This window comes from Spirosoma flavus, assembly GCF_054778555.1.
The window spans coordinates 478,429-493,374 of record NZ_BAAGZL010000001.1; the positions used below are offsets into that span (position 1 = coordinate 478,429).

10 protein-coding genes are annotated in these 14,946 nt (G+C 49.6%); all 10 read left to right on the forward strand.

What is annotated here, in order from left to right:
* Positions 1-12: 12 nt before the first annotated feature.
* The 10 genes from ACYVF1_RS01905 (at position 13) to ACYVF1_RS01950 (ending at position 14,920) form a co-directional block, all read left to right on the forward strand.
* Positions 13-2,469, forward strand: coding sequence for a glycoside hydrolase family 95 protein (locus ACYVF1_RS01905; protein ID WP_461075050.1), 2,457 nt, complete (start codon positions 13-15; stop codon positions 2,467-2,469).
* 44 nt (positions 2,470-2,513) lie between these two features.
* Positions 2,514-4,193 carry a glycoside hydrolase family 43 protein gene (locus ACYVF1_RS01910; protein ID WP_461075052.1) on the forward strand — a complete coding sequence of 560 codons (1,680 nt, stop codon included), beginning with the start codon at positions 2,514-2,516 and terminating at the stop codon, positions 4,191-4,193.
* Positions 4,190-6,472: a glycoside hydrolase family 127 protein gene (locus ACYVF1_RS01915; protein ID WP_461075054.1), complete on the forward strand. Its 2,283-nt coding sequence runs from the start codon at positions 4,190-4,192 to the stop codon at positions 6,470-6,472. The genes ACYVF1_RS01910 and ACYVF1_RS01915 overlap by 4 nt, the downstream gene beginning before the upstream one ends.
* Positions 6,473-6,490: 18 nt before the next feature.
* Positions 6,491-7,024, forward strand: coding sequence for a VOC family protein (locus ACYVF1_RS01920; protein WP_461075056.1), 534 nt, complete (start codon positions 6,491-6,493; stop codon positions 7,022-7,024).
* A gap of 14 nt (positions 7,025-7,038) precedes the next feature.
* Positions 7,039-8,622, forward strand: coding sequence for a glycoside hydrolase family 43 protein (locus tag ACYVF1_RS01925; protein ID WP_461075058.1), 1,584 nt, complete (start codon positions 7,039-7,041; stop codon positions 8,620-8,622).
* Positions 8,623-8,652: 30 nt separating this feature from the next.
* Complete coding sequence (locus tag ACYVF1_RS01930) at positions 8,653-9,507, forward strand: sialate O-acetylesterase (RefSeq protein ID WP_461075060.1); 855 nt, start codon at positions 8,653-8,655, stop codon at positions 9,505-9,507.
* 48 nt (positions 9,508-9,555) lie between these two features.
* A complete protein-coding gene (locus tag ACYVF1_RS01935) occupies positions 9,556-10,716 on the forward strand; it encodes an alpha/beta hydrolase-fold protein (RefSeq protein WP_461075062.1) in 1,161 nt (386 codons plus the stop codon).
* 12 nt (positions 10,717-10,728) lie between these two features.
* Entirely contained in the window at positions 10,729-11,808 is a 1,080-nt protein-coding gene (locus ACYVF1_RS01940; RefSeq protein ID WP_461075064.1) for an alpha/beta hydrolase, read from the forward strand.
* 33 nt (positions 11,809-11,841) lie between these two features.
* Positions 11,842-12,960, forward strand: coding sequence for an alpha/beta hydrolase-fold protein (locus ACYVF1_RS01945; RefSeq protein WP_461075066.1), 1,119 nt, complete (start codon positions 11,842-11,844; stop codon positions 12,958-12,960).
* A 76-nt stretch (positions 12,961-13,036) separates the two neighbouring features.
* The gene (locus tag ACYVF1_RS01950) at positions 13,037-14,920 is read left to right on the forward strand and encodes an alpha/beta hydrolase-fold protein (protein ID WP_461077785.1); all 1,884 of its coding nucleotides are present in this window, start codon (positions 13,037-13,039) and stop codon (positions 14,918-14,920) included.
* The last annotated feature ends 26 nt before the right edge of the window (positions 14,921-14,946 follow it).

The window sequence follows — 14,946 nt, forward strand, 5'->3', positions numbered from 1 at the left end:
TCGCTTACACTGATGAGACTATTTTATTGCCTGTTTTTATTAATCGTTTCGACGGTTTGTTTTTCCCAGAACAAACCTGCATTGAAACTCTGGTACAACAGACCTTCCGGCCAAACCTGGGAAAATGCTCTGCCCGTCGGAAATGGTCGGCTGGGGGCGATGGTGTACGGAAACGTAGCAAAGGAAATTATTCAACTCAATGAACATACGGTCTGGAGCGGCAGCCCGAACCGAAACGACAACCCAGATGCGCTGGCCGCCCTGCCCGAAATCCGGCAGTTGATTTTCGACGGTAAACAGAAAGAGGCTGAGCAGCTTGCCAATAAATCCATCATTACCAAAAAATCGCATGGGCAGATGTTTCAGCCCGTGGGCAACCTGCACCTTGCTTTCGACGGTTCCGACAACGTAACGAATTATTACCGCGAACTGGACATAGAACGAGCCGTTGCGAAAACATCCTACACCATCGGCGACGTAACGTACACGCGGGAAATTCTGGCCTCTTTTCCCGACAACGTAGTGGTCATGCATTTAACCGCCAGCAAGCCTGGCAAGCTGTCGTTTTCCGCTTCTTTTTCCACCCAGCACAAATCATTCGAACGTAACACCACACCAGCCAACGAACTCACGCTGTCTGGCACTACAGCCGATCATGAAGGTGTAAAAGGCATGGTGAAATTCAAAACCATTGCCCGAATCAAAACAGCGGGCGGTACAGTTGCGGCCAACGATACGTCGCTCATCGTAAAAGGGGCGAACGTAGCAACGATTTACGTAGCGATTGCCACCAATTTTAACAATTACAAAGACATCAGCGGAGATGAAAACGCCCGTGCTACGTCATTTTTGAACAAGGCTTATCCAAAGTCTTTCCCGGCCATCCTGAATCCGCATGTTGCTACGTATCAGAAGCTTTTCAACCGTGTTAAGCTTGATTTAGGCATTACGGAGGCTGGAAAATTGCCCACCGACGAACGGCTAAGCAATTTTCGCTCGGTCAACGACCCGCAACTTGTTACGTTGTATTATCAATACGGGCGTTATTTGCTGATTTCTTCTTCGCAGCCCGGAAGTCAACCCGCCAATTTACAGGGTATCTGGAACAACAAAATGCGTCCGCCCTGGGACAGCAAATACACCATCAACATCAACGCCCAGATGAATTACTGGCCAGCCGAAAAAACCAATCTCGCCGAGCTTCATGAGCCGTTTTTACGAATGGTTCGGGAACTGGCCGAAACGGGGCAGGAAACGGCTAAGGTTATGTACGGCGCTGGTGGCTGGATGGCGCATCACAACACGGATATCTGGCGGATCAACGGGCCGGTAGATGGGGCGTTTTGGGGCATGTGGGTAGCCGGTGGCGGATGGACCAGCCAGCATTTGTGGGAACATTATCTCTACAATGGCGATCAGGCATATCTGGCATCGATTTACCCAGTATTGAAGGGGGCTGCCCAGTTTTATGCCGACTTCCTAGTTGAACATCCGAAGTATCACTGGCTCGTAGTCAATCCCGGTACCTCGCCCGAAAACGCACCGAAAGCGCATGGCGGCTCATCGCTGGATGCCGGTACGACGATGGACAATCAGATTGTGTTCGACGTATTCAGTACGGCGATACGTGCTGCCGAGCTGCTGAAAAAAGATTCGGATTTCGTCGCGCTGCTGAAACAGAAACGTAGCAAACTGCCGCCCATGCACATCGGGCAATATGGTCAGTTGCAGGAATGGCTCGACGACGTTGATGACCCTAACGACAAGCATCGGCACGTATCACATTTATATGGCCTGTTTCCGTCCAATCAAATTTCGGCCTACCGCACACCTGACCTGTTCAGTGCCGCTAAAACGACGTTGACGCATCGGGGCGACGTATCGACCGGCTGGAGCATGGGCTGGAAAGTGAACTGGTGGGCCAAACTTCAGGACGGCAACCATGCTTACGCGCTGATTCAGAATCAACTGACCCCGTTAGGCGTCACCAAAGATGGGGGCGGTACTTACAACAACCTGTTCGATGCGCACCCGCCATTTCAGATCGATGGCAATTTTGGCTGTACGTCGGGCATCACCGAAATGCTCATGCAAAGCAGTGATGGCAGCCTACAATTACTGCCCGCCCTGCCTGATGTGTGGCCAACGGGTAGCATTAGCGGCCTACGGGCGCGCGGTGGGTTTGAGGTCGTGAGTCTGGATTGGAAAGACGGTAAAGTCACGAAAGTAGCCGTAAAGTCGAATCTGGGCGGGAACCTTCGTCTGCGGGCGCCGAACGCGATGAAGGCAAATGGTGCTACGTTGGCGAAAGCATCAGGCACAAATACGAATCCGTTTTACCTGATGGAAGAAACTCCGGCAGCAATCAAATCTCCCCAGGCCAACGTAACGTCTTTATCACTAAAAGAAACGCTTGTGTATGATTTGCCAACTCAGCGTGGGAAAGTATATACGCTGGTAATGGAATAGTAAATAAGCTAATAACAAGGAATTCTCTAATAAGTAACTTATTCATGAAAAACCGCCTTTTTTCGGTTCTTTTTATAGTACTTGGTTTGGTGTTGAGCCAACTGGTTTCGGCCCAAACCACGTTGGTCAACCCAATTCTGACAGGGTTTTATCCTGATCCGAGCATCGTGAAAGTTGGGCCGGATTATTACCTGGTTAACTCGACGTTTTCGTACTTCCCCGGCCTTCCAATCATGCACAGCAAAGACCTGAAAAACTGGAAGCAAATTGGCAACGTCATCGACCGGCCTGAACAAATGGATTTCATGGGCGAACGGCTGACGCGCGGCCTTTTCGCACCCGGTATTAGTTATAATAAAGGAACATACTATGTTACCTGTACCGATATCGACCACGACGGCAACTTTGTTGTGACGGCCAAAAATCCGGCTGGTCCCTGGAGCAATCCTGTTAAAATTCCGCAGGTACGCGGCATCGACCCATCCATTTATTTTGATGAAAGTACCGACAAAGCCTACATCATCTACAACAGTGATGCGCCCGATCGTAAGCCGCTGTATTCCGGTCACCGGACGATACGTATGTACGAGTTTGATCCGGTGAATCTGAAAGTTGTCGGCGAAGAAAAGCAGCTTGTCAACGGTGGGGTGGATTTATCGAGAAAGCCGGTCTGGATTGAAGGACCGCACATTTTGAAACGTAACGGCTGGTATTACCTCTACGCGGCCGAGGGTGGTACGTCGGTCAATCACTCCGAAGTGGTGCTACGTAGCAAAGATGTCTGGGGACCATACGTACCGTTTGAAGGAAATCCAATCCTGACGCAGCGCGAGTTGCCAGCCGATCGGAAAGACGCCATTACGTCGGCCGGGCACGCGCAATTTGTGGAAGGGCCGGATGGCCAATGGTATTCAATTTTTCTGGCGGTACGTCCTTACGAAGGCGATTATTACAACACCGGTCGCGAAACCTTCATTGCGCCGTTGTCCTGGAAAGACGACTGGCCGATGATCGAACACGGCGAAAAGGTCATCGCTTATAGTTATCCAGTTAACTACAAAGAAGTTAAGCAAAAGGGAACCCCGCCCCAATCAGGCAATTTTGCGTACACAATCTCTTTTGACAAAGAACTTGATCCATCGCTTTTATTTCTGCGGACTCATGATAAAAGTTCCTACTCCCTGTCGAAAAAGGAAGGGCTGACGCTGAAACTTAAGCCCGAAACGGTGATGGAAATGGGTAATCCTGCCTTCATCGGAAAACGCCAGCAACACCTTTACAGCACTGCTGAAACTGAGCTGACGTTTATGCCAAAATCAGACAAAGAAAAAGCCGGTCTGACCATTTTACAGGATGAGAGCCATTTTTATTTCCTGTGTAAATCCCAGTCGCAGGGTAAGGATGTCCTTCAACTCTACAAAGGCGTTCCCCGGTCAAAGGAGATGGAACTGCTGACGGAAACGCCACTGAATTCGAAAGTCGAAAAAGTCGGGCTACGCATTACGTCGCAAGGCGATACGTATAGTTTCTACACCTCAACCGATGCCAAAAACTGGACGTTGATGAAAGATAAAGTTGACGGTAAATTTCTGAGTACAAAAGTTTCCGGTGGCTTCATTGGTTGTGTGTATGGCCTGTACGCTACGTCGTCGGGTGAGCCAACGACGAATACCGCTTCGTTCCAGTTTCTGAAATACAAAGGAGACGACCCAATGTATAAATGAAAACCAACGTATTACATATCGCTATCTTGTTGATGGTCAGCGTTTCGGCGCTGGCGCAAATTCAATCCTTTGCTTTGCAGGACGTGAAGCTGACGGGGGGTGCATTCAAGAATGCGCAGGATATTGACCTCAAATATATGTTGGCGCTCGACCCTGATAAACTTCTGGCGCCTTACCAGATCGACGCTGGTTTGCCGCTGAAAGCGCAACGTTATGGGAATTGGGAAAGCTCGGGTTTAGATGGACATATTGGTGGGCATTATTTGTCGGCCTTAGCCATGATGTATGCCTCCACAGGCAATACTGAACTGAAAAAACGGCTCGACTACATGGTTGCCGAACTGGCCCGCTGTCAGGCAAAAAATGGGAATGGCTACGTGGGTGGTATTCCGCAGGGAAAACTATTCTGGGAACGGATTCATAAAGGCGATATCGACGGGAGCAGCTTCGGACTGAATAATACGTGGGTGCCGCTCTACAACATCCACAAGTTGTTTGCAGGCTTGTACGATTCTTATCAATATGCTGATAGTCAGCAGGCTAAGGTCGTATTGATTGGCCTGGGTGATTGGTTTATCGAACTCATTAAACCGCTTTCCGATGATCAGATTCAGCAGGTGCTACGTACCGAGCATGGCGGCATTAACGAATCATTCGCCGACCTGTACATCCTGACCAAGGACAAAAGATACCTCGAAACCGCTCAGCGAATTTCACATCGTGCGCTGCTGAATCCATTGCTGGAAAAACAGGATAAGCTGACAGGGCTGCACGCCAACACCCAGATTCCGAAAGTGATTGGATACGAGAAAATTGCCATGCTGACGAACAAGGCGGACTGGTCGGATGCGGCTCAGTTTTTCTGGCAGGATGTTTCTCAGACACGTAGCGTCGCCTTTGGTGGAAACAGTGTACGAGAGCATTTCAACCCCACAACCGATTTCAGCCAGATGGTGAAATCGAATCAGGGCCCCGAAACCTGCAATTCCTATAATATGCTGCGGCTGAGTAAAGCGTTGTTTCTGGACAAGGCCGATCCCAGCTACCTGGATTTCTACGAGCGGGCGCTCTACAACCATATTCTGTCGAGCCAACATCCCACTAAAGGTGGATTTGTCTATTTCACGCCCATCCGCCCCAATCACTACCGTGTGTATTCGCAACCCGAAACCAGTATGTGGTGCTGCGTAGGATCGGGGCTGGAAAACCACACGAAATACGGGGAGCTGATCTACAGCCATTCGGGACAGGATCTGTTTGTTAATCTGTTGATTCCATCCGAATTAAATTGGCCGGAAAAGGGACTCAAGCTTAGTCAAACTACTACGTTCCCGTACAAAAACGAATCGGAACTGGCTCTGCAACTGACGAAACCGCAGGTTTTTGCCGTAAATATCCGCTACCCGAAGTGGGCTGAGAATCTGGAGGTTCTGGTCAATGGCAAGGCGCAGAAAACTGACGGACAGCCTTCGCGCTACGTAGCCATCAACCGAAAATGGCAAAAGGGTGATGTAATTACTGTACACTTCAAAACGACTACGAAGCTGGAGTATCTGCCCGATGGGTCTAACTGGGGGGCTTTCGTACACGGTCCTGTCGTATTGGCCGCAAAAACGTCTACAGAAGACCTGGCGGGTCTTTTCGCCGACGATAGCCGCATGGGGCATGAAACAAAAGGTAAGTTATATCCGATCACCAATGCGTACGCGCTCGTCGGTAATCCAGACCAGTACGTTTCCCGAGTAAAAGCTATTGGAAATCTGAAGTTTAGTCTGGATTCGTTGACGCTGCAACCGTTTTACGAAATACACAATGCACGGTATCAGATGTATTTCCAGACATTTTCCCAGTCGGCCTTTGACGAGCAGAAAGCGAAGCTAAAACAACAGGAGATCGAAGCGCTTGCACTGGAAGCAAAAACGGTCGATAAAGTGAATTGTGGTGAACAACAGCCCGAGGTAGACCACGCTTTCAAAGGCGAAAAGACGCAGGCAGGGTATGACGATGAGCGTTTCTGGCGCAATACTCGCTCGTATATTTCGTATGAGTTGCAGAATAAAAATCGAGAATCTAAAGTGCTTATTATAAATGCTTTGGATTCTATAAAGACAGACGACGTCAGTTTCCTTCTTAATGACAAACCTGCCGAAATAACTTCTGGCGAGGATAAAACTGTCCGAATAAAAGCAATTGACGATGAAGTCATTACGCTGAAAATCATAGCCAAAAACGGCAAAAGCACACCTCGCTTCAATCAAATCAGAATTTTAACAAAATAACAAATGATTTTTTTCAACATGAATAGAAAGGCGGTGATTGTTCGTAAATGTGTCAAAACAACACTATTGGTGTTTGGGTGTGTACTGAGTTCCTTCGCCCAATCCAACTTCACCAGTAAAGTCATTGGCGTAGGGGTAGTGGTGGCGGATCTGGATCGCTCGCTGGACTTTTATGTAAATGGCATTGGCATGGTCAAAACGGGCAGTTTTACGATCAATGAAGATTTCGGCAAACGCTCGGGCCTGACGAATGGCGTGTCGGTAGGGGTTACCATCCTGAAACTCGAAAACAGCCCCGAAGCCACCGATTGGAAACTGATGAGCTTTGGTAAAAAAGCCGGCCATTCAAAGCCCAAATTCATTCAGGATGATACAGGTATGCAGTATATCACTATCCAAGTAAAAGCCCTGAAGCCCATCATTGACCGACTGACCCGTATGAACGTACCGTTTCTGGGAAGCACTCCGACGGTCCTGAATGAGAAATCGCACTTTGTCTTCGTACAAGACCCCGACGGTACGTTCATTGAGCTAATTGGCCCGATGCAGTAAGCCTGAAAATCGACATGGAAAACAGGATATTCCGCTACGTTCTGCTGACAACTGGTTTGTTGATCGGGTACGTAGCAGCGGTGGCGCAAAACGCCCAGAACCCGATCATCTTCGCTGACGTACCTGACTTGAGCATGATTCGGGTGGGTACTACGTACTACATGAGCAGTACGACTATGCACCTAAGTCCAGGACTGCCCATTATGAAGTCGACCGATTTGGTGAACTGGCAATTAGTCGGGTATGCGTACGATACGTTGGCGAGTATGGACGCCCTGAATCTGACGAATGGAAAAAGCACCTATGGACGAGGTTCGTGGGCTAGTAGCCTGCGTTATCAAAAGGGCACTTACTACGTTACCACCTTCGCACAGACCACCGGTAAAACGTATATCTACACCACAAAAAATATTGAGAAAGGTCCCTGGAAAGAAACTTCGTTCAAACCTTCCTACCACGATCACAGCTTATTTTTCGATGACGACGGCCGAACGTATCTGATTTATGGCGCGGGAAAACTCAAAATACTTGAGCTCAACGCCGATGCTTCCGGGGTAAAACCGGGTACTACAGAGCAAACATTAATTGAAAACGCAAGTACGCCGTCGGGAACAGGCGGAGGTTTACCGGCCGAAGGTTCTCAACTGTTTAAAGTGAACGGAAAATACTATCTGTTCAACATTACGTGGCCACGTGGGGGCATGCGTACCGTAGTGATTCATCGGGCCGATAAACTAACGGGTCCCTGGGAGGGAAAAGTAGCCTTGCAGGATTTAGGCGTTGCGCAGGGCGGACTTATCGATACACCCGATGGAAAATGGTACGCCTATCTATTCCGCGATTTTGGTGGCGTTGGCCGTATTCCGTATCTGGTGCCGGTCAAGTGGGAAGATGGCTGGCCTGTATTGGGTGTTGATGGCAAAGTACCCCAAACGCTTGATTTGCCCGCCAACAAAAGTCTGGTTCCGGGAATTGTAGCTTCCGACGAATTTACCCGCAAAAAAGGCGAACCGGCCTTGCCGCTAGTCTGGCAGTGGAACCATAATCCCGACAACACACTCTGGTCGGTCAATACCCGAAACGGCTATTTGCGACTGAAAACGGGACGTATCGATACGTCGTTTGTAATGGTCCGAAATACGCTTACCCAACGTACCATTGGCCCGGAGTGCAGCGGGTCAACTGCTCTCGACGTATCAAATCTGAAAGACGGTGACTTTGCGGGATTATGTCTGTTACAGAAGAATTACGGACTGGTTGGGGTGAAGCGGGAGAATGGGCAGAATGCTATCGTCATGGTGAGTGTAGCTTCAAGTAAACCGGTTGAAATACAACGGGTTCCATTATCCCGAAAAACGGTTTACCTGAAAGCGGAGTGTGATTTCAAAGACCGTAAAGACACGGCGAATTTCTTTTACAGCCTGGATGGCAAAACGTGGACGCGCATCGGAGAGTCGCTGAAAATGCCTTATACCATCCCACACTTTATGGGCTATCGGTTCGGCCTGTTCAATTACGCAACCCAGCAAACGGGTGGCTATGCCGATTTCGATTATTTCCGAATCACCAACACGATAGCGCAGCCAACAAAAAACTAACGCTCAACCCAATCCTTTATCCGGCTCCTCATGAAAAAGACGTTTTCAACTGCTACGCTTCTCTTGGGCTTTCTGTTTATGAGCTTGAACGGTTTCGCTCAGGATAAGAACTTTTACATTTTTCTGTGTTTCGGGCAATCCAATATGGAGGGAAACGCCAAAATAGAACCGCAGGATACGGTCAATGTAGACAGCCGCTTTCAGGTGCTGGAGGCCGTAGACTGTCCAAGTCTGAACCGGAAAATGGGCCAATGGTATACCGCCGTTCCGCCCCTGTGCCGCTGCCGAACCGGGCTTACACCCGCCGATTATTTTGGCCGGGAGCTATTGGCAAATCTGCCTGAAAAAGCGCGCGTAGGGGTCATCAACGTAGCGGTAGGCGGCTGCAAAATTGAATTGTTCGATAAAGATCAGTACGAATCGTACGTCACGACGGTGCCGGGCTGGATGAAAAATTTCATTCAGGAATACGGAGGCAATCCATACGGCCGACTGGTCGAGATGGCGAAACTGGCCCAGAAAGATGGTGTTATCAAGGGTATTTTGCTGCATCAGGGCGAGTCGAATACCAACGATTCGCTGTGGACGAAAAAAGTTAAAGTCGTTTACGATAACCTGATGCACGACCTGAAGCTGAAACCCAGAAAAGTACCGCTGCTGGCGGGCGAAACGGTCAATGCAGATCAGGGCGGCATTTGTGCCAGTATGAACCGAATTATTGCTACGCTCCCGCAAACGATCAAAAACGCCCACGTAATTTCCTCAGCTGGCTGTACCGACGCAGCTGATAACCTGCACTTTAATGCCGCTGGCTACCGGGAGTTAGGAAAACGCTACGCCCGACAAATGCTGTCGTTACTGGGCTATACAATGAAAGTAGAGTAATATCCCGTTCTGTTCAATCGTCCTCAAAACCCTTAAATTAACAAGAAGATGCGTCAACCCTTAACCCTTCATTTTCGTCTCCTGTGGACCTTTCTCTGCCTTTCTGGTCTGGCTTTGGGCCAGCCGCCCAGGGGACCATTGGTCGTGTCTCCGCAGGTGAACGCCGACAAATCCGTTACGTTCCGTTATCTCGCTCCACAGGCAAAGGAGGTCAGGCTAAGTGCGCAGTTTGAGAAGGCGCCCGTCGCCATGACCAAAGGCGAGCAGGGCATCTGGAGCGTAACGACTAGCCCCATCAAACCCGACATTTATCCCTACAGCTTCCAAGTTGATGGCGTAACGGTGATGGACCCGGCCAACGTAGCGTTTTTCCCGAACGAGCGGTTCAAAGCTAGTCTGGTGGACGTACCGGGTGATACGCCCCTGATTCACGCCATGCGGGACGTACCACATGGCTCGGTTAATTACGAATACTACCCGTCTGCTGAAGGGACTACTGGTTCGCTGGTTGTGTACACACCGCCGGGTTACGATAAAAATACGTCGCAAAAATACCCGGTTTATTACCTCATCAGCGGCACGACCGATACCGAAGAAACCTTTTTTAAAGTGGGCAAAACCAATTGGATTCTGGACAATCTGATTGCCGAAGGAAAAGCCAAACCGATGATTATCGTCATGCCGTACGGGAACATTGCGGCACGTATCACGGAGCAAAAAGGAGGAGCTAAACCCGCCGACCCGACAGTGCGTGATGGTGACGATGCCGTAAAACGGGCCAATGCGTTCGGTGACGATCTAGTCGGTAACGTAATTCCCTACGTCGAGAAAAATTACCGCACGATCAGCAACCGGGAAAATCGGGCTATCGGTGGGTTCTCGCGCGGGGGTGGGCAAACGCTCCGAACGGGTTTCGGCCATATGGACAAGTTTGCGTGGGTGTGTGCCTACAGTTCGTATCTGTCGCCCCAGGAAATGGAAAGAAGCTTTCCGCAGATAATCAGTAAGCCCAATGACACTAACAAACAATTGAAACTGCTCTGGGTGAGCGTGGGGAGCGACGATTTTCTCTACAAAGGCACCGTCGAATTTATGGATTACCTAAAGGCGAAGCAGGTGAACTTCAAAAGCCTGATCACCGACGGCGGCCACACCTGGATGAATGTCAAACACTACGTTGCCGAAACCACCCCTTTATTATTCCGCTAACCCCCTGTCTTCATGAAACGCATTTTCTATTTATTTCAACTTCTGCTGGTTGTGTCGGTAACGGTTTTCGCCCAGCAGCGGCCCCCGTCGATCAGCTCGCCTGACGTACATCCTGACCATAGCATTACGTTCCGGTATTTCTCGAAAAAAGCCAGCAAAGTAATGGTGAGCGGTGAGTTTCTGAAAGCGCCCGTCGCCCTGACCAAAGATACGTCCGGCATCTGGAGCGTAACGGTTCCGCCTGTCAAGCCTGATATTTACCCGTACAGTTTCACTGTCGATAGTGTGCAGCTTGCTGATCCAAACAATACGTACATTTTTGCTAATGAGCGCTTCAAACGTAGCATTGTCGACGTACCGGGCGATCAGCCGTTGATTCATTCGCTACAGAACGTACCGCACGGAAAGATCAGCTATCGGTATTACAAATCGGGTACGTTGAGAACGACCCGGCAGTTGCTGGTCTATACCCCACCCGGCTTCAATCCGAACGGAAAGACCAAATATCCAGTCCTGTACCTGATTCACGGTGGTTCCGACACCGAAGAAACCTGGACCAAAGTGGGCCGCGCCAACCTGATTGCCGACAACCTGATTGCGCAGGGCAAAGCCAAACCCATGCTAATTGTGATGCCCTACGGAAATGTTCGTCCCGCGCCCATGCCTGACTTTACCAAAGACATGGTAGCTGACATCGTTCCATTTGTGGAGGCTAACTACCCGGTCGACAAAGACAGCAAAAGCCGGGCGGTGGCTGGGTTTTCGGTCGGTGGTGGACAAACGCTGAACATCGGCCTGACCAATACCGATAAGTTCGCCTATATCTGTTCGTATGCACCGTACACGGCCACCGAAGAATTTCAGAAAAACTTTGCCAACTGGTCGCCCGACGCGAATAAAATCAACAGTCAGTTGAAATTATTTACCGTCAGCGTAGGCACCGAGGATTTTCTCTACGAGCCGGTGAAAAAGAACATTGCCATGTTCGAAGAGAAAAAAATCCGGACGAAAAGCTACATCGTTCCCGGCGGTCATACCTGGATGAACTGTAAACAATACCTGGCTACTACGTTGCAAGAGCTGTTTAAATAACCTATACATTTTATTTCTTAAACCAACAAACCAATGATACGTATCTCGTTAGCTACTTTGTTTGCCGTGGCCGTAGCCAGTACAAACAGTTTTGCCCAGACAGGCCAATCGGCCATCGCTGAGGATTTCAAACCTTCCACCCTGAACCAGCCGGGGCAGGAATACCCACAAGTGAACTCGCAGGGTTACGCCCGATTCAAGATCAAGGCTCCTAAAGCCGATAGTGTTCGGGTGAGCTTGGGGTTAGGGGGAAAAGGCGGTACTATTCTCGCTAAAGGCGAAGACGGCTTCTGGACCGGCACGACGGCAGGGCCGTTGGATGAGGGATTCCATTATTATAACGTAACGATCGACGGCGGAAAATTTAACGACCCCGGCGCGTTGAATTATTACGGTTCGGTCCGGTGGGAGAGCGGCATTGAGATTCCCGCTCATGATCAGGCCTTTTACGCCCTGAAGGATGTCCCTCATGGAAATGTACAGCAGGTCCTTTTTCCTTCTAAAAGCACCAATACGTCGCGTAGGGCTTTCGTCTATACGCCACCGGGCTATGAGAAAGAAAAATCGAAAAAATATCCAGTGCTGTACCTGCAACATGGCTGGGGAGAAGACGAAACGGCCTGGAGTAATCAGGGACACGCCAATCTGATTATGGACAATCTGATCGCCGAAGGTAAAAGCAAGCCATTCATCATCGTGATGACCTACGGCATGACCAACGAAGTAAAGTTTGGGAAGATCAGAGAGTTCAAAATCGACCCATTTCAGACTGTCTTGGTTGATGAATTGATTCCGTATGTAGATGCGAACTTTCGTACCCTCAGCAACCGCGACAATCGGGCGATGGCGGGCTTGTCGATGGGTGGTATGGAAACCAAAATGATTACGCTCAATAAGCCAGAGATGTTTGGGTATTACGGCCTGCTTAGTGGGGGCGTCTATGCACCCGAAGACCTCAAAGACAAGGCGAAACCAAAGCTTGTTTTTATTAGCTGCGGCAGCAAGGAACGGCCCGACGGCGTAACAAAATCGGTAACGGATCTGAAAGGGGCGGGGTATAACGCCGTTTCGTATATCTCCGACAAAACGGCCCACGAATTTCTGACGTGGCGTCGGAGCCTGCACGAGCTTGCCCCGTTGCTGTTTAACTAGTACGTTCGGCTTATCTACCTAAACCATGAAAACTACTTTATTGCTGAAAAGGACGTACTTGGTCATTGCTACGTTAATGGGATCAGCGGCCTACTCGCAAACCATCGAAAAAGAAGCGCCCAAAGGCTTTGACCAGTTACGAACTGGCATCGCTACGGGCAAAATCGATACGATTCAATACGTATCAAAAACGGTAGGAACTTCTCGCAAAGCGTTGGTTTACACCCCGCCCGGCTACAATAAAAAGACGAAATATCCGGTGCTGTATCTCCTGCACGGCATTGGTGGGGATGAGAAAGAATGGCTTCGGGGCGGCACACCGCAAATTGTTCTCGACAATTTGTACGCAGACAATAAACTCCAGCCCATGATTGTGGTGATGCCCAACGGACGCGCCATGAAAGACGACCGGGCGGTTGGGAATATTTTCGACAAAGACAAAGTCGAAGCGTTTGCTACGTTCGAAAAAGATTTGCTGACCGATCTGATTCCGTTTATCGAGAAAAAATACCCGACCCTGACCGACCGCGAACACCGGGCTATTGCCGGGCTCTCGATGGGGGGCGGCCAATCGCTGAATTTCGGTCTGGGTAATCTGGATAAGTTTGCCTGGGTGGGCGGATTTTCGTCGGCCCCGAACACAAAACCTCCTCAGGAGTTGGTGCCAAATCCGGCAGAAGCCAAGAAGAAACTGAAGCTGCTCTGGATTTCGTGCGGTGATAATGATGGGCTTATTACGTTCAGCAAACGCACCCACGACTACCTCTACCAGAACGACGTACCGCACATCTACTACGTTGAACCGGGCGTCCATGATTTTAAAGTCTGGAAAAACGGCCTATATATGTTCTCCCAGTTTCTGTTCAAACCGGTCGATACGTCCACGTTTACGAAATATACCGTTTTAGGATCACCAGCGTCTACCAATACCCGCTCTGCTAAATACCCGCAGATTTTGCCTGATAATCGCGTCGTGTTTCGGGTGAAAGCGCCGGATGCGAAGAAAGTGCAGATCGATCTGGGCAAAAAATACGACATGGTGAAAGATACCGCTGGATTCTGGAACATAACGACCGATTCCATCAGCCGGGGCTTTCATTATTATTCGCTGCTGGTCGATGGATTACCCGTCGCCGATCCGGCCAGTGAATCTTTTTATGGCATGAGCCGTATGGCCAGTGGCATCGAAATTCCAGATAGAGACGGCGGTTTTTATGCTATGAAAGACGTAGCGCACGGCGACATACGTATCAAACGCTACCTGTCAAAAGCTACGAATTCCTGGCGCGAAATGTACGTCTATACCCCACCCGGCTATGACAAATCGAGTGAAAAATACCCGGTATTGTATCTCCTGCACGGAGGGGGCGAAGATCAGCGCGGATGGGCTACGCAGGGCAAAACGGACTTGATTCTGGACAATCTGATTGCCGAAGGAAAGGCCAAATCGATGCTGATCGTGATGCTCGACGGCAACGTGAGTAACGCTGGTCTGGCGGGCTTCAACGAGAACGTATTACGGGCATTTGAAAACGAACTGAAGCAGGGAGCAATTCCATTCGTCGAAAGTAATTACCGGGTAGAGACTGACGCGAAAAACCGGGCGTTGGCGGGCTTGTCGATGGGCGGTTTGCAGACGTTGTACGCGGGCATTAAAAACACCAATCTGTTTTCGTCGCTCGGTGTCTTTAGTTCGGGCTGGTTTGCTAATAATCCGAAACTGTCTGATCCTCAGTATGAATTCATGAAGGATAATGCTAGCGCCATCAACAGCAATCTGAAAAATCTGTGGATTTCGATGGGTGGCAAAGAAGACATCGCTTACCAGAACTGCCAGGTTATGATGAAAAAGTTCGATGAAATGGGCGTCAAATATACATACAGCGAATACGCGGGCGGACACACGTGGCCTGTCTGGCGGCACGATCTGTTTATGTTTGCACCCCTGTTATTTAAGTAATCGACTAATCTTTAAAACTAACCCAA